General features: G+C 64.3%; 15 protein-coding genes and 1 pseudogene. 10 read left to right on the forward strand and 6 right to left on the reverse strand.

What is annotated here, in order from left to right:
* Nucleotides 1–35: 35 nt before the first annotated feature.
* The 3 genes from BLR66_RS07250 to BLR66_RS07260 all read left to right on the forward strand — a co-directional run bounded on the left by BLR66_RS07250 (nt 36) and on the right by BLR66_RS07260 (nt 2,151).
* On the forward strand, nt 36–713 hold the full coding sequence (locus BLR66_RS07250; RefSeq protein ID WP_093282279.1) for a YggS family pyridoxal phosphate-dependent enzyme: 678 nt from the start codon (nt 36–38) through the stop codon (nt 711–713).
* Between the two features lie 97 nt (nt 714–810).
* The gene (gene proC / locus BLR66_RS07255) at nt 811–1,668 is read left to right on the forward strand and encodes a pyrroline-5-carboxylate reductase (protein WP_093282282.1); all 858 of its coding nucleotides are present in this window, start codon (nt 811–813) and stop codon (nt 1,666–1,668) included.
* Nucleotides 1,669–1,698: 30 nt separating this feature from the next.
* Nucleotides 1,699–2,151: a DUF4426 domain-containing protein gene (locus tag BLR66_RS07260; RefSeq protein WP_176943788.1), complete on the forward strand. Its 453-nt coding sequence runs from the start codon at nt 1,699–1,701 to the stop codon at nt 2,149–2,151.
* A 78-nt stretch (nt 2,152–2,229) separates the two neighbouring features.
* On the opposite strand, the gene BLR66_RS07265 is transcribed toward BLR66_RS07260, so the two are convergent.
* Both BLR66_RS07265 and pdxH read right to left on the reverse strand, forming a co-directional pair.
* Complete coding sequence (locus tag BLR66_RS07265; protein ID WP_093282291.1) at nt 2,230–3,033, reverse strand: cobalamin-binding protein; 804 nt, start codon at nt 3,031–3,033, stop codon at nt 2,230–2,232.
* 124 nt (nt 3,034–3,157) lie between these two features.
* Nucleotides 3,158–3,760: a pyridoxamine 5'-phosphate oxidase gene (gene pdxH / locus BLR66_RS07270; protein WP_093282295.1), complete on the reverse strand. Its 603-nt coding sequence runs from the start codon at nt 3,758–3,760 to the stop codon at nt 3,158–3,160.
* A 196-nt stretch (nt 3,761–3,956) separates the two neighbouring features.
* Between pdxH and BLR66_RS07275 the strand changes: the two genes are divergently transcribed.
* The gene (locus BLR66_RS07275) at nt 3,957–4,775 is read left to right on the forward strand and encodes a kinase (RefSeq protein WP_176943789.1); all 819 of its coding nucleotides are present in this window, start codon (nt 3,957–3,959) and stop codon (nt 4,773–4,775) included.
* A gap of 3 nt (nt 4,776–4,778) precedes the next feature.
* Here the strand turns inward: BLR66_RS07275 and BLR66_RS07280 are convergent, their stop codons facing one another.
* Entirely contained in the window at nt 4,779–4,982 is a 204-nt protein-coding gene (locus tag BLR66_RS07280) for a dodecin family protein (protein ID WP_093284507.1), read from the reverse strand.
* 128 nt (nt 4,983–5,110) lie between these two features.
* Here BLR66_RS07280 and BLR66_RS07285 point away from each other — a divergent pair, with 128 nt between their 5' ends.
* Genes BLR66_RS07285 through BLR66_RS07305 form a run of 5 tightly spaced genes read left to right on the forward strand, consistent with a single transcriptional unit; the run spans nt 5,111 to nt 8,789 of the window.
* Entirely contained in the window at nt 5,111–5,653 is a 543-nt protein-coding gene (locus BLR66_RS07285) for a shikimate kinase (RefSeq protein ID WP_093282299.1), read from the forward strand.
* Entirely contained in the window at nt 5,650–6,756 is a 1,107-nt protein-coding gene (gene aroB / locus BLR66_RS07290) for a 3-dehydroquinate synthase (protein WP_093282303.1), read from the forward strand. The genes BLR66_RS07285 and aroB overlap by 4 nt, the downstream gene beginning before the upstream one ends.
* A gap of 8 nt (nt 6,757–6,764) precedes the next feature.
* Complete coding sequence (locus BLR66_RS07295; protein WP_093282307.1) at nt 6,765–7,019, forward strand: WGR domain-containing protein; 255 nt, start codon at nt 6,765–6,767, stop codon at nt 7,017–7,019.
* A gap of 46 nt (nt 7,020–7,065) precedes the next feature.
* A complete protein-coding gene (hemE, locus tag BLR66_RS07300) occupies nt 7,066–8,130 on the forward strand; it encodes a uroporphyrinogen decarboxylase (protein WP_093282310.1) in 1,065 nt (354 codons plus the stop codon).
* A gap of 32 nt (nt 8,131–8,162) precedes the next feature.
* Nucleotides 8,163–8,789, forward strand: a complete 627-nt coding sequence (locus BLR66_RS07305; protein WP_093282314.1) for a hypothetical protein — start codon at nt 8,163–8,165, stop codon at nt 8,787–8,789.
* Between the two features lie 768 nt (nt 8,790–9,557).
* Here the strand turns inward: BLR66_RS07305 and BLR66_RS07310 are convergent.
* The 3 genes from BLR66_RS07310 to BLR66_RS07320 form a co-directional block, all read right to left on the reverse strand.
* Nucleotides 9,558–10,148, reverse strand: coding sequence for an HAD family hydrolase (locus BLR66_RS07310; protein WP_255402332.1), 591 nt, complete (start codon nt 10,146–10,148; stop codon nt 9,558–9,560).
* Nucleotides 10,149–10,173: 25 nt separating this feature from the next.
* A complete protein-coding gene (locus BLR66_RS07315; protein WP_093282324.1) occupies nt 10,174–11,103 on the reverse strand; it encodes a hypothetical protein in 930 nt (309 codons plus the stop codon).
* 79 nt (nt 11,104–11,182) lie between these two features.
* Nucleotides 11,183–14,713, reverse strand: coding sequence for a hybrid sensor histidine kinase/response regulator (locus BLR66_RS07320; RefSeq protein WP_093282328.1), 3,531 nt, complete (start codon nt 14,711–14,713; stop codon nt 11,183–11,185).
* Between the two features lie 144 nt (nt 14,714–14,857).
* Between BLR66_RS07320 and BLR66_RS07325 the strand changes: the two are divergent.
* A pseudogene (locus BLR66_RS07325) lies at nt 14,858–15,391 on the forward strand (YceI family protein); the annotation flags it as partial.
* Nucleotides 15,392–15,425 lie beyond the last annotated feature (34 nt).

Consider the following 15,425-nt stretch of genomic DNA (forward strand, 5'->3'; position numbering starts at 1 on the left):
CCCACCTTGCCGCGATATCCAACGGTTGAAGGATTATGCTCGCACAACGCCTCAGCGCGATACTCCAAAGCCTTGAAAACGCGGCGATTGCGAGCGATCGGCCATTGCCGCGCTTACTGGCCGTTTCCAAGACCCAAACTGCGACGGCGGTCGCGGCTCTGGCCGCCGCCGGACAGCGTGCTTTCGGGGAAAACTACGTTCAGGAAGCTCAAGCCAAGATCGGCGCATTGGCGCAGGCGGGATTGGAGTGGCATCTGATCGGCCACCTGCAATCCAACAAAGCCGAAACGGCCGCGGAACTCTTCGACTGGGTGCAGACCGTGGACCGGTTGAAACTGGTCGCCGCGCTCGCCCGCTCCCGTCCGCCGCATCGCCCGCCGCTGAACGTGCTGGTGCAGGTCAATATCGACGACGAGGCCAGCAAACACGGTTGCGCCCCGGAGCAGGTTGCCGAGCTGGCGGCGGCCATCGAGCGGGAACCGCGCCTGACCCTGCGCGGACTGATGGCGATCCCTACACCGCATGCCGACCTGGAAGCACGCCGTCCTGCCTACCGCAGCATGGCGGCCCTGTTCAACGCATTGGCCGCTCAATATGGATCGATCGACACGCTTTCCATGGGAATGAGCGACGATTTCCCGCTGGCCATCGCCGAAGGTGCGACGATGGTACGTATCGGCACCGCCCTGTTCGGCCCGAGAAGCCGGGAATAGGGAATGGAGAATGGGGGATCGGCAAAAAGGCCCTAATCCCCACATCACGACTCATTAGCGAACACCGTGGATCACCTTGCAAAGGCATCAAGACCGAATGACGACCCCTTCCCCCATTTCCCATTCTCCATTCCCTATTTCCGGCTCCATCGCCTTCATCGGCGGCGGCAACATGGCGCGCAGCCTGATCGGCGGCTTGATCGCACGCGGTGCCAGCGCCGCAAGCATCCGGGTTGCCGAACCCGTCGAGGTCCTCAGGGAGTCCCTGGCGAGGGATTTCGGCGTGCCCGTATTCGCCACCGCGCTGGAAGCCGCTACCGGCGCCAGCCTGTGGCTGCTGGCGGTGAAGCCGCAGGTCATGCGCACGGTATGCCAAGGCCTGTCCGCCCTGGCGCAGGAGCACGGCGCGCTGGTGGTGTCCATCGCCGCCGGCATCACTGCCGGGCAGATGCAGCGATGGCTGGGCGACGGCGTCGCCGTGGTTCGCGCCATGCCCAACACCCCTGCTTTGCTGGGCGCCGGCGTGACCGGATTGTTCGCCACCCCGCAGGTCGACGCGGACGGGCGCGAACGCACCGAAGCCCTGCTCTCGAGCGCGGGCAAGACGGTCTGGATCGACGATGAAGCCAAGATGGACGCGGTGACCGCGGTTTCGGGCAGTGGGCCGGCATATGTGTTCCTGCTTGCCGAAGCGATGGAGGCGGCGGCGAAACAGGAAGGCCTGAACGACGAGGCCGCGCGCGCGCTGGTGCTGCAGACCATTCTGGGCGCTGCGCGCATGCTGACCGAATCGGACGAAGATCCGGCCGAACTGCGCAAGCGGGTGACCTCGCCCAACGGCACCACCCAGGCGGCGATCGAAACGTTCCAGGAAGGAGGCTTCGCCAAGCTGGTCGGCAAGGCGATCCATGCGGCCAGCGAACGCGGAAAGGAATTGTCGGCGGCGAACGACTGAACCGGCATGAAGACCCACGGGAACCTTCCAATGAAATATTTTGCGCTCTGTCTGTCGATCCTGTTCTTCACTGCATGTTCGGCGGCGGAAAAGCCGCGCGCTGCCGACTTCGTTCCGCCTGCGGTCTCTTCCGCCGATTTCGGTGACTTGCGCGTGCACTACAACGCGCTGCCTACCCTGAGCCTAAACGATGCCGTGGCGCGGGAATACGGCGTGGCCAGGGATGCAGGCTCGGCGATGCTGGTGGTCGCGGTAAGGCGCCTGGAGAACGGCGAGGAAACCAGTGCCGAGAGCGAGGTTTCGGCGGAGGCTTTCGACCTGCAGGGCGCGCGGCAGCACATCGAATTCTCGGCGGTGAAGACCGGCCAATACACCGATCACATCGGCGTCTTCACGATCCATGCGCGCGACAGTTACCGCTTCGAGGTCACCGTCAAGGCAGATGGCCGCTCAGAGAAAGTGAAGTTCCAGCGCAATTTCTGAACCTGTAGGAGCGGGCCCTGCCCGCGACGCTCTTGCCATTTCGCTTTGCGAAAAAAGCGTCGCGGGCAGGGCCCGCTCCTACAGGGGGGGATGGCGTGCCGACCAAGCCTGGATGATTCCTGCGATCTCGCGCACGCCGTCGGTCAAAGCGGCTGGACCGGGCTGCAGAATGAGCGGCGATTTGATTTCGTGCAGCTCGCCATCGCGCACCGCGGGTATCGCCTGCCAACCCGGACGCGCGGCGACTTTCTCGGGCCGGAATTTCTTTCCGCACCATGAGCCCAGGATGATGTCGGGCGCACGGCGCACCACTTCGCCGGCATCGGCCAGGATGCGGTGTTTGGCCAGCGATTCCACCGAACGTTCGGGGAACACATCGTCGCCGCCCGCGATGCGGATCAGTTCGGCTACCCAGCGGATGCCGGTGATGGGCGGCTCGTCCCATTCTTCGAAGTACACCCGCGGTCGCTGCGCCAACGTCGCGGAGTCGCGTTCGATCTGCTCCAAACCATGCTGTAGCTCATCGGCATAGGCGTTGGCCTTGTCGCCTGCGCCGACCAGTGCGCCCAGGCGACGGATGTAATCGAGGATTCCTTCGACGCTGCGATGGTTCGATATCCAGACCTCGACGCCCTGCTTGATCAACTCTGCGGCGATCTCCGACTGGATATCGGAAAAACCGATCACGAAATCGGGCTTGAGCCCGAGTATTTCGCCGATCTTGGCGCTGGTGAACGCGCTGACTTTCGGTTTTTCCTTGCGCGCGATGGCCGGCCGCACGGTGAAGCCGCTGATGCCGACGATGCGGTGCTGTTCGCCGAGCGCGTACAGCGTTTCGGTGGGCTCTTCGGTAAGGCAGACGATGCGTTTAGGCCCAGTCACCGCTTGCCCCGTGGTAGGAGCGACGTGAGTCGCGAAACCAATTTTTCCGAGTGTCCGCTTTCGCGACTTACGTCGCTCCTACGGCCAGTCCTACGGTCGCTCCTGCGGATGCGGGCCATCCGGGTCACGGATACAGCATCCGCTTCGACCATTCGCCATCGGCGTCGCATTCATAGCGCCAGCGCTCATGCAGGCGGAACTCGGCGCCGTACCAGAACTCGAAAGCCTGCGGCACGACACGGAATCCGCTCCAGCCTTCCGGCCTGGGAATCTCGCGCCCTTCGAATTCGGCTTCTACCTGGTCAATGCGGTCGTCGAAGTCGTCACGCGATTCAAGGGTTTCCGACTGCGCCGAAGCCCATGCGCCCACCTGGCTGGGGCGCGGACGCGAAGCGAAATACGCATCGGCTTCCGCTTCGTCCACCACCTCCACCACGCCTTCGATTCGCACCTGGATGCCCGCCGCCCGCAGGCTGCGCCATAGAAACAGCAATGCGGCGCGCGGGTTCTCTTCCAGCTCGCGGCCCTTGTGGCTGTGCAGGTGGGTATAGAAAACGAAGCCGCGTTCATCGAATGCCTTGAGCAGCACGGTTCGTGCCGAAGGCCGCCCATCGGCGGTCGCGGTCGCCACGGTCATGGCGTTGGGTTCTATCTCGCCGCTGCTGGCTTTGGCCTCGGCGAACAATGCCGTGAAAGTGGCGAGTGCTTCTGCGTACAGGTCTGTCATCGGGTGCTTTTCACTTGGTGTTGCGTCGGTCCTGGCACTGACCCACGTTGAAAATCCGACCGTCATTCCCGCGAAGGCGGGAACCCAGCGACTTTAAGCTCTGCGCAGCAAGTCGCTGGATCCCCGCCTTCGCGGGGACGACGATTAAAATATGGCCGGAGTCTTTAAATCCTCGGCCTTGCGCTATTGTCCCCCCATGACCGCCGACACGCACGCATCCGGCAAAGGATTCGAAGAATCCCTGGTTTCCACCGCGCTGGATGCCGCGCTCTCGCTCCCTCGGCCCACGCCCGTTTTCGCCATCGCAGGCCTGCAAGGCAGCGGAAAGTCCACTCTGGCGGCTCAGATTGCGGGCCTCGCCGATGCGCGAGGACTCCGCACTGCAGTACTTTCCATAGACGACTTCTACCTGGGCCGGGACCAGCGCCAACGGCTGGCGCGCGAGGTGCATCCCCTGCTCGCCACGCGCGGGCCGCCCGGCACCCACGACCTCGGCCTGGCGCTGGAAACCATGCAGAGCCTGCGCGCGGGCCGCGCGACGCGGCTGCCGCGTTTCGACAAGCTCGCCGACGACCGCTTGCCGGTCGCGCAGTGGCCGACCGCGGAACAACGCTGCGATTTCGTGCTGCTGGAAGGTTGGTTTCTGAAAACGCCGCCGCAGAACCCCGATGACCTGACACAGCCGATCAACGCACTGGAACGCGACGAGGATCCCGACGGAAGTTGGCGCAGCTGGTGCAACGCGGCTCTGGCCGACCACTATCCCCGCCTGTGGCGAACCATCGATGCGTTGTGGTTCCTGCAGGGACCGGGGTTCGAAGTGGTGCCGGAATGGCGTTGGCAGCAGGAGCAGACGCTACAGACCGCCGATCCAAACCGCACGGCGATGACTCGCGCGCAAGTCGGCCGCTTCGTGCAGTTCTTCGAACGGGTGAGCCGGCAGGCCCTGCGTGCCCTGCCGGCGATCGCCGAGCGCACCGTGTCTTTGGACGCGCAGCGCCGTTCCGCGCAGTAGGCCTTATTGCACCACGAAGGTGATACGCAGGTTGACGCGCCATTCGGTGACGTTGCCGTTGTCGTCCGTGACCACCTTGATTTCGTTGACCCAGGCGCCCTTGATGCCCTTGACGGTTTCCGAGGTCTTCTTGAGGCCGTTCTTGACCGCGTCTTCCATGCTGGTCTTGGAGGCGGCGTTGACTTCGATGATCTTGGCGATCGACATGGCGTGATCCTTGGTTTTGGCGGGTTGCGCCGGGCCCACGAAGGTAGCCCCGCTGCCGTTAACGCGGCGCCAGCGATGCCGGCGACCCGCATGTCGGCGGCATGAGCCGGTGATAGCATCTGTTCGACATGAATCCCGCCCCCAATCTGATCCTGGTAGGCCCCATGGGGGCTGGCAAGACCTCCATCGGCCGACGCTTGGCCGAGCGTTTCGGCCTGGAGTTCGCCGACGTGGACCAAGCGGTGGTCGAGCGCTGCGGCGCCACCATCAACACCATCTTCGAACACGTGGGCGAAGCGGGCTTCCGCGAGCGCGAAAAGGCCGCTTTGGCGCAACTGCTGGCCCAGGAAGGGAAAATGGTCTCCACCGGCGGGGGCGCGGTACTGGACTGCGACAATCGGTCGCTGATGCAGCGGCGCGGATTCGTGGTCTATTTGCGGGTTGGAGTCGAAGCGCAGCTCAAGCGCCTGGGACGGGACCGCGCCCGGCCCTTGCTGCAGCGCGGAGACCGCGAGCAGGTATTGCGCGATCTGACCGCCGTTCGCGAGCCTTTTTATATGGAAGTGGCCGACCTGATGCTGGATACCGATGACCTGTCGCCAGGTGGGGCGACCTCCACCCTGGCGCAATTGCTGGCCGCCCAATGGCAACGCAGCGAGCGTGCGGCATGAATGGCGTTTCGCGCACCGTCGAAGTGGGCGGCCAATTCCCTTATCGGATCGTGATCGGTCCTGGCGCGCTGGCCGACGGAGCCGCCCTGGCGAGCCATGTCCACGGCCGGCACGTGCTGCTGGTGAGCGATTCGACGGTGGCGCCGCTGTATGTCGCCACGGTGCGCGAAGCCCTGCACGAAGCACGCCCCGACCTGCTGGTGGGCACCTTCGTATTGCCCGCAGGCGAAGCTTCCAAGACGCTGGCCAATTTCGGCGCGGCGATCGAGGCCCTGGCCACCCTGGGAGCCACCCGCGACGCCTGCATCTTCGCCCTGGGCGGCGGCGTGGTGGGCGATCTGGCCGGTTTCGCCGCGGCCTGCTGGATGCGCGGCGTGGATTGCGTGCAGCTTCCCACCACTTTGCTGTCGATGGTGGACTCCTCGGTCGGCGGCAAGACCGCAGTCGATATCGTTCAGGGCAAGAACCTGGTCGGCGCCTTCCACCCGCCGCGCGCGGTGTTCGCCGACACCTCCACCCTGCGCACGCTGCCGGCGCGCGAGTTGCGGGCGGGGCTGGCCGAAGTCATCAAATACGGCGCCATCCGCGATCCGCTGTTCCTGGAATGGCTGGAAACCGAGCGCGAAGCGCTGCTGGCCGGCGACGACGCGGCCCTGGCCATGGCCATCGCGCGCAGCTGCGAGCACAAGGCCGAGATCGTGGAACGCGATCCGCTGGAACGCGGCGAGCGCGCCCTGCTCAACCTCGGCCACACCTTCGGCCATGCCATCGAGACCGAGCAGGGCTACGGCAGCCCGCACAACGACAACCTCAACCACGGCGAGGCGGTGGCGGTCGGCATGGTGCTGGCCGCACGCCTGTCGGCGATGTTGGGCTTGGCGGAAAACGCCGACACCGACCGGTTGATCGCCTTGCTGCGGGCCTGCGGCCTGCCCACCTCGATCCCGCCAGGCCTTGCGCCCGAAGCGCTGCTGGCGCGCATGCGTCTGGACAAGAAAAACCTGGCCGGCCGCCTGCGGCTGGTGCTTTGGCGCGGGATCGGACGTGCCGAGGTGGTGCCCGATGTGGATGAAAACCGCGTGCTGGCGGTGCTCTCCGGCTAAAATGGGCCATGCGCCTGTTCCTCCAGCAACACCCGACCGCGGGTGAATCGCCCCGCTACGTGCAGCTGACCCTGCAGCCCGATCTGTTCGGCGGTTGGGAACTGCTGCGCGAAACCGGCCAGCTGGGCGGCCGCGCCCAGCTCAAGCGCGAGCAATACCTGCTGCAGGACGAGGCCACTGCCGCTTTCGAAAAAGCGCGCGACGGCCATATCAAACGCGGCTATCAGGTCACCTTCGTGCGCGGCGCCGACGCGCCCAAATGAACGCACCCGCGACCTGATCCCCCTTTTTCTTTTTTCCGGATCCACCATGACTGCTCTGAAGAACGACCGCCTGCTGCGCGCGCTCAAGCGCCAACCCGTGGACTGCACTCCCGTCTGGCTGATGCGCCAGGCCGGGCGTTATCTGCCCGAATACCGCGCCACGCGCGCCAAGGCCGGCAGCTTCCTGGCCATGGCCAAGAATCCGGACATCGCCTGCGAAATCACGCTGCAACCGCTGGCGCGTTTCGACCTGGATGCGGCGATCCTGTTCTCCGACATCCTCACCATTCCCGATGCGATGGGCCTGGAGCTTTATTTCGTCGATGGCGAAGGCCCCAAGTTCCGCAATACGGTGCGCAGCGCGGCCGACCTGGCCAAGCTCGGCGTGCCGGACATGGAAACCGAACTGCGCTACGTGATGGACGCGGTGCGGGTGATCCGCCGCGAACTGGACGGCCAGGTGCCGCTGATCGGTTTTTCCGGCAGCCCGTGGACGCTGGCCTGCTACATGGTCGAAGGCGGCGGCAGCAAGGATTTCGCGCGGATCAAGGCGATGGCGCTGAACGACCCGGCCACCCTGCATGGATTGCTGTCGGTCAACACCGACGCGGTGATCGCCTACCTGTCCGCGCAGCGCGCGGCGGGCGCGCAGGCGCTGCAGGTATTCGATACCTGGGGCGGCGTGCTCAGTCCCGCGATGTACCGCGAATTCTCCCTGCCCTACCTGACTCGCATCGCGCGCGAACTGGACCGCGGCGCAAATGAGGAATTCACTCCTTTGATCCTGTTCGGCAAGGGCAACGCCGCGCATCTTGAAGCGCTGTCCGAAAGCGGCACCGATGCGCTGGGTGTGGACTGGCTGGTGGAGTTGTCCGAAGCGCGCCGCCGCACCGGCGGCAAAGTCGCCTTGCAGGGCAACCTGGATCCCGCAGTGCTGTACGGCTCGCCCGAGGCGATCCGCACGCAGGTTGGCAACGTGCTGGCCAGCTACGGCCAAGGCTCGGGACACGTATTCAACCTGGGGCATGGCATGTCGCCGGACATGGATCCCGAGCATGTGGCCGTGCTGGTGGATGCCGTGCATGCGCTGTCTGCGCGCAATCCCGCCTGAGTTTCCTTTTCCGGATCGCATTGGAGCCTCGCATGGAATGCCGCCGCTTCGCCCTTGCCGCGCTCTTGAGCCTGTCCGCGTTGGCGCGGCCCTGCTGGGCGGCAACGCCCGATCCGGTGTTGCAATTGTCCGGGGGCGATTTTCCCGAACTCAGCGTGCATCAGCCCAGATTCGACGACGCGGGCAATCAATTGCCGATGGCCTGCGACCAGATTCGCGCCAAACGCATCGACGAACTCGATCCGTTATGGAAGCGCAGCATGGACCGCATCCATCTGGAATGCGAAGACCTGAAGGCCGATGACGCCGGCTTCGACATGGTGGCCACCACCATCACCGGCTTTCTGAGGGAAGGCATGGCGCAATTCGCCGGGCAGCCCTTGGCCGAAGTGAGGCTGATGGACTCGGACTTGTGGAGCGACCACCAGTACATCCTGCAGCGGCCCTACCAGGAAACGCGCGAGGCGCTGAAGCGTTTCATCGAATCGCGTTGCCTCGCGCGACAGGACAACCCCACCGAACTGGTGGAGAACAACTGCGCCCTGACCGAAAGCGAGGAAGGCTTGTACTTGGAAGCCAGCGAAGTTGGCGGCATCTGGGTGCATCCGGAGCAGGACGATCCTCAGCGCACGGTGTATGCAGAGGCCTGGTCCGACTGAGGTGGACGCAAGTAATCCGTCCGGACATGTCATCGTATTGACCCATGAGAATTCGCAGGACCGATGTGGCTAGCCTACGCGTGTTAAAGAGAACGTTATTAAGCGCATCGCCACGGCACACACTGATGAACCAATTATTTTTGTGGCTTTATCCTGAGCAATATATAACGAGTAAACGTAAGATTGTTTTTACTGCATCCGTTCGCGAATCACGAACTAGTGGTTCGCAGATAAGCACTATGAGGCCCTGCCACAGCCGCTAGGATCGAGGCGCTGGCACGGCCGGTGGCGATGACAACAATGTCGCGCTCGAAAAAGGTGGATTGCAAACTCTGCAGTAAGCTGGCTGAAGATAGGGAGACAAGATGATGAAGCCTACCTTTGGCATAGTAAAAACCCCACGTGATCATTACCTTTACTGGGGTCTCGTGTGTGTGTTTATCGCTGTGATTATGTTTATGGCGAGATTAATTCCATCGGGGACCGCATTTGCGGCAGTATCTTTGATTTCCTTTGCCATCCACTTCTACCGTCGATCAAAGGCGAAGCGGCCGTAGCAAGGAATCCGATGCCTCCCTAAACGATGGGAAGGCATCGACTACTTACTTTCCATTTCACTACATAGCAGGCAAACAGTCTGCGAAATCGGCCTGCGAAATCGAACAAGGCCAGGCTCAAGGTGCTTCTTTCTCAGGCTTGGCCCGGCTGAGGCTAGCCGTTGCACAACGGCTCCGTTGTGGCAGCTGTCTTCTTGCCAATGCAAGCCGATCAGCGCGAGCCAGTCATCGCCTGCCAGCGAAAATATCCATGGTCGGCCATGGCCAGCATCTCATCGTCTTCATGGGTATCGCCGTAGGCGTACACCGCAGCGTATTCGTCCAGGTCGTAGCGTTTGCGGATGAGCCTGGCCTTCTCCTTTCCGACGCATTGTGCGCCCAGGTAGCGGCCGTTCAATACGCCGTCGGCCGCGGCGAGCTGCGAACAGAGCAGTTCCAGGCCATGTTGCCTGCACCAGGGAGAAAGGTAAGCCTCCAATGATCCCGACACGACGACGACCCGATCTCCCTGTGCCTGGTGCCAGCGGATTTTTTCCATTGCGTTGGCTCGCAATGCCCCGGCAATGATGTCCGATGCGAATGCCTCGCCGGCACGTCGAATATCTTGCTCCGCAACGCCGCGGAAACCGAAAGCCACGATGGCGGCCCTCACCGCATTGCCGGGAACCATGCCCAGCCGGTAGCCGGCCACGAGCGGCGCAAGCAAAACCTTCCCGCATGCCAGCCTGCGCGGCGTCACCGCAAAACGCATGAAATCGGGAAACATTTCGCGGGTGGTGATGGTGCCGTCGAAATCGAACAAGGCCAGGTTCAATGCGCTTCCTTACTCAAGAGACACCGGTCGCGCGCGTTCTCAGCGGCATGGATTGATTGCCCTTCTCGCCCGACGGCGCGCCGAATTCCAGACGGATTTCGCGCATGTCCTTGGGCACTTCGGGATTCATGTCTTCGGCAGGACCGCAGCCCGGAACCAGGCGGCCGCTCATCGGCATGGAAAGGAATTGCATGACGATAGCCTCCGAAGATTTCGCATCCAGCGCCTCGATCCGGTCCGCATAGGCGACGGCCGACAGCACGCCGTCCTTGTCCGTTGCCGCCAACTGGCCCGGCGCGTCCTTGATCAGCGCAGCCTTCTCCACGATGGGCGGCGGCATCCAGCAATCGCCGGTACTGCGCAGCGTCGATTCGCGCACCACCGCAGCCATGAACTTCTCCAACTGCTTTTGCGTGGCGCGCTGCGAAAGGGACTTCTCCTCCACGCTGAACCGGCCTTTGATGAAGTACAGATCGCTGACCAGCATCACCATCGCCGAATGGTAAGTCTGGCCTTCGCGCACCAGCCGCATCGACGTGGAGTACGCGGTGATTTTCTGCTTCTGCGCACCGCTGCCCTGGGTGAACACGACCGGCGCGATCGGATCGATGTCGGCGGCGCTGTAGCCAGCGGAAAGACGCAGCCCTTCCAGCGTGCTTTCCATCGCCTCGCCCAACTGTTCGTTGGTCAGTATCCCCGCAGGATAGAAATACAGATCCATCCAGCGATCCTTCTGCAGGTTGTGCATGTAGCGCACCGAGGCCCCCAATTCCTGCTGCTCGTAGAGATGCTCGCCCTGGGCCTGCCATTCGGCGATCCGCAGCGGATAGATCACGCGCGTCTCTTTCAGGAATCCGCCTAGGAAAGGCGTCTGCGTCTGGGCGCTCCCGGCATCGGGCGTCGCCGGCGTCTGGGCCATGGCCATCGGTGCGGCAAGCGCCATTAGCAGCAACAAACCAGATCGTGTGCAGGGGAAGCTCATGCGGGCGGTCTCGAATTCGGCAGGTACGGTCGTGAACGGCTCAGACGCGGTTGCGGGGTTGCAACATGGCGCGCTCGATGGTGGTGGCCAACAGATCGCCGGTCACCGGCTTGCGCAGAAAGCCATCGAAACCCGCCGCCTGCGCCAGGGGCTCGGCTTCCGCGTCGGCGCGTGCGGTGACTGCGATCAACGGCGCATCGAACGATTGGGCGCGCAACTGGCGAGCGAGGGCCAGCCCGTCCAAACCCGGCAGGTCCAGATCCAGCAGCGCGACATCGAACGCCTGCGCCACCGTTTGCGTCAGCGCCGCCAGACCGTGCGCGGCATGGCTGACCTGGTGGCCGCGCGCGCGCAGCAGGCCGGCGATCACTTCAGCCACGGTGGCATCGTCCTCGACCAGCAGGATGCGCAGCGACGGCAGGGGCGCCGAAGGATCGGCGCGGGGCTGTCGGGGCAGTTCGGCGGCCGTGGCCAGCGGCAATTCCACGATGAAGCAAGTGCCCTGCCCCGGCGTGCTTTCCACGCTGATGCGCCCGCCCATGGCTACGGCGAGCTCCTGGCAGATAGCCAGTCCCAGGCCGCTGCCGCCGTAGCGCGCCGCGGTGCGCGCGCCTTCGGCCTGTTCGAAACGCTGGAACAGGCGGGTTTGTTGCTCCTCGCTGATGCCGGGACCGGTATCGCCGATCGCGAAACGTATCCCCTGCGGCAGGCAAGGCGAAACGCGCAAAGTCACTCCGCCTTTCTCGGTGAATTTGATCGCGTTGCCCAGCAGGTTGAGCAGGATCTGCCGTACCCGCATCGGATCGCCCTGCAGCGCCGCCGGCACGCTGGCCGATACTTCATCTGAAAAGCTGAGGCCGTGTTGCTCGGCCAGCGGCGCGGTCAATCCCGCCACTTCGTCCACCAGCGCGCGCACGTCGAAATCCTGCTGCTGCAACTCCAGCTTGCCGGCCTCGATGCGCGCGATATCCAACGCGTCGTTGACCAGGCGCAACAGATGCGTGCCGGCATTTTGGATGGCATGGGTGTAGCCGCGCTGTTTCTGGTCCAGCGGCGTGGCCAGCAGCAGTTCGCTCATGCCCAGCACGCCGGTCATCGGCGTGCGCACCTCGTGGCCCAGCGTGGCCAGGAAGCGGGTCTTGGCCAGCGATGCCTGTTCGGCCAGGTCGCGCTTGTGCTCGGCCAGCTGCCAAGCGTTGCGTCGGCGCAGGCGTCGCCGGTACAGCGCGCCGGCGACGCCCAGCAACAGCAGACCCAGCACTACGAACGAAGCGATTCCCCATTTGCTGCGCCACCAGGGAGGCGATACCTCGAAGTGCAGCGTGCGTACGGCCGAAGCGTTGCCTGCATCGTCGAAGGCCTGCATGCGCAACACGTAGTCGCCCGGCGACAAAGTGGAGAACGCGCGCTCGCCGCTGGCGCCCTGGTCCACCCAATCCTTGTCGAAGCCTTCCAGCAGCGAGCGATAGCGGTTGACCAGCGGGTCGTCGAAGGAAAGCAGCCGTGCGCTGATCTGCAATTCGTGATCGCCCGGCTGCAAAGCAAACCCGCCCGCGACCGGCAGCGCGACGACTCCGTCGTCGCGGCTGACCTGCAACGCATCCAGCACCAGATGCGGAGTGACCGGCGCCGGGTCGGGCAGGCGCGTATCCAGCAGCATCACCGAACCGTCGGCCGCGCTTCCCGCCAACACACCGTCGCGGGTGATCAACAGGGCGCGGTCGTTGAATTCCTGGCTGAGCAGACCGTCGCGCGCGCCGTAATTGCGCACCTGGCCGGTCCGTGGATCGAAACGGAAAAGTCCTCGCCGCGTAGCCAGCCATACCCGCTTTTGCGCATCGATCTGCAAACCAGTGGATTCCAGCGCCGGCAGACCGTCCGCACTGGCGACGCGCCTTGCCAACGTCCAGCCGTCGGAAGCGTCGCGATGCCAGGCCTCCAGTCCGGACAAGCGATGCAGCCAGAGACGGTCCGGATTCTCGAACACGAAACCGAACACACGCTGTTCGCCGAACGCAGGCAGAGCGACGAACCTGCGTTGCGTCGATTGCCAACGCCGCAGGCCCTTCGCGCCCGCCAGCCACATCGCGCCGTCGGGTGCGCGCGCCATCGCTTCCACGTCCGACTGCGGCGAACCGTCCGCATCCACCGGGATGGTGTCCAGCACCTTGCCGGTATAGAGGTCGCGGCGCTGCACGCTGCCCATCTGCGTGGACAGCCACAGTCCATCGGGCGCTTCCACCAGCCAGTCCACCGTGCTCTCGTCGGGGTGGGCGTCGTGCGCGGCGTCGGTCTCCCAGCTGCGCATTTCATGGGTCTTCAGGTCGATCCGCATCAACCCCTTGCGGTAGCCCAGCCACAGGCGGCCCTTGCTGTCTTCCAGCGCCGAAATGAGCCGGATGTCCTTCAACTGCTCTTCGTACAGCCCCAACGGCGTGATTTCGCCGGTGCGGGTGTTGAGGCGTTCCACTTTGCCGATCGTGCTGACCAGCCAGATATGGTCTGCGCCGGCGGCGGAAAGACCGCGATAAACGCCCCCGGCAAGCCCTTGCGCGCGCGAGAAAGCGGCGATGCGCCGCCAATCCGAACGCAAATAAGCCAACCCCTTGGTCGGCACGGGCACCCACATGCCCCCATCGGGCTGCAGCAGTGCGGTCTGCACCACGCGCCCGATGCCGGCGCCGAGATCGTCGTGGACGACCGGCGAGGGAGCGCCGTTGCCTTCGGTGCGCCACAGGCCGCCCTGGCTGGCCAGCCAGTATTCGCCGCTGCCGTCGCTCAATATCGTCATCACCGCGTTGGGGCGGGCGAACATCGGCGACCACTCCGGCGTCTGCCAGCGGCCGTCGGCGCGCCACTGGAAAACGCCTTCGGAAGTGCCGACCCATTGCGTGTCGCCGATGCGGGTAACCGAATAGACGATCAGGTCTTCGCCGGCCGGCGTCGCGACCCGGTGCACGGCCTTGCCGTCGAAACGGGCCAATCCGTTCATCGTGCCTATCCACAGGCCGCCGTTCTGGTCGAAGGAAAGCGACAGCACGGTGTCCGACGGCAGTCCGTCGGGCGAGTTCTCGTCGGCGCGGAAACCAGTAATTACTCCTTGCGGCGATAGCCGATGCAGGCCGCCGCCGAAGGTACCGAACCACAACTCCTTACCCTGGCTGGCGATGGTGAACACATCGTCGCTGCCCATTTCCGGATGGTCGGCCATGCGGTAATGGCGGAAACCCTTGCGGTCGGCTCCCATCACGCTCAAGCCGCCGTTTTCGGTAGCCACCCAAATGCGGTCGTCGCTGTCGATGTGCAGCGCCTGCACGAGGTTGCCGGGCAACGAAGCAGGGTCCTCGGGATCGTGCCGCCATATTTGGAAACCCACCCCGTCGTAGCGTGCCAGGCCGTCCCAGGTGGCGATCCACAGATAGCCTTGGCGATCCCGCGCCAGCGCCGGGATGGTGGTGGCGGGCAGGCCGTCGGCCGAGCTCAGCAACCGGAAACGCGGGATCTCTGGCACGGCCGCCTGCGCGGCGGCGCACAACATGATCAGTCCCAGCAACCAGACGCACCGCCTCATTCCCTACCCCATTTGACCTGCTTCCCTGTCCGGGCAGCATCGCAACGGACCGTTGCATGTGCAAGCGGCGTATCTTCAGCGGCACCCACCTAGAATCCCGGGCCTATGAACCCGAGCCTTCCCCTTGGCCTCGCCCTCTTGCTGATGCCGCTGACCGCCTTGCCGGCGCAGGCAGCGAGCGCGGCGTACGAACTGGACCCGGTACATACCCGGGTCATGATCGCAGTCGAACACGCCGGCTTTTCCAAGGCCATCGGCACAGTGTCCGGCAGCAGCGGCCATCTGCAATTCGATCCGGAGGACTGGACCACGGCCAAGCTTGAAGTCAGCGTTCCCTTGCAGCGGCTGGACCTGGGCGATGAGAAGTGGAACCAGGCCGTGCTGGCGCGCAACCTGCTGGACGTGGGGCAATTCCCGACCGCAAACTTCGTGTCGACCCGCATCGAACCCATCGACCCTCAGCACGCCTCTGTATACGGCACGCTGACCCTGCATGGAGTCGCCAAGGAAGTGAAGCTGGAAGTGACCCTCAATGCGCTCAAGCGCCATCCGCTGCCGCCATTCCGGCGCACGGCGGGATTTTCCGCCACCGCCACGCTCAGCCGCGCGGAATTCGGCGTCGATGCCTGGAAGTCGGTCATCGGCGACAGTGTGGAATTGCGCCTGGAAGTGGAGGCCACGCGTACACGCAAAGACGCCGACGACAGCGACC

The organism is Pseudoxanthomonas sp. CF125 (assembly GCF_900104085.1).
GTDB lineage: Bacteria > Pseudomonadota > Gammaproteobacteria > Xanthomonadales > Xanthomonadaceae > Pseudoxanthomonas_A.

Bases quoted from the DNA above. Each gene is read 5' to 3' on its own strand.
- BLR66_RS07250 (WP_093282279.1), top strand. From the start codon at position 36: ATGCTCGCACAACGCCTCAGCGCGATACTCCAAAGCCTTGAAAACGCG.
- proC (WP_093282282.1), top strand. From the start codon at position 811: ATGACGACCCCTTCCCCCATTTCCCATTCTCCATTCCCTATTTCCGGC.
- BLR66_RS07260 (WP_176943788.1), top strand. From the start codon at position 1,699: ATGAAATATTTTGCGCTCTGTCTGTCGATCCTGTTCTTCACTGCATGT.
- pdxH (WP_093282295.1), bottom strand. From the start codon at position 3,760: ATGACAGACCTGTACGCAGAAGCACTCGCCACTTTCACGGCATTGTTC.
- BLR66_RS07275 (WP_176943789.1), top strand. From the start codon at position 3,957: ATGACCGCCGACACGCACGCATCCGGCAAAGGATTCGAAGAATCCCTG.
- BLR66_RS07280 (WP_093284507.1), bottom strand. From the start codon at position 4,982: ATGTCGATCGCCAAGATCATCGAAGTCAACGCCGCCTCCAAGACCAGC.
- BLR66_RS07285 (WP_093282299.1), top strand. From the start codon at position 5,111: ATGAATCCCGCCCCCAATCTGATCCTGGTAGGCCCCATGGGGGCTGGC.
- aroB (WP_093282303.1), top strand. From the start codon at position 5,650: ATGAATGGCGTTTCGCGCACCGTCGAAGTGGGCGGCCAATTCCCTTAT.
- BLR66_RS07295 (WP_093282307.1), top strand. From the start codon at position 6,765: ATGCGCCTGTTCCTCCAGCAACACCCGACCGCGGGTGAATCGCCCCGC.
- hemE (WP_093282310.1), top strand. From the start codon at position 7,066: ATGACTGCTCTGAAGAACGACCGCCTGCTGCGCGCGCTCAAGCGCCAA.
- BLR66_RS07305 (WP_093282314.1), top strand. From the start codon at position 8,163: ATGGAATGCCGCCGCTTCGCCCTTGCCGCGCTCTTGAGCCTGTCCGCG.
- BLR66_RS07315 (WP_093282324.1), bottom strand. From the start codon at position 11,103: ATGGCGCTTGCCGCACCGATGGCCATGGCCCAGACGCCGGCGACGCCC.
- BLR66_RS07320 (WP_093282328.1), bottom strand. From the start codon at position 14,713: ATGAGGCGGTGCGTCTGGTTGCTGGGACTGATCATGTTGTGCGCCGCC.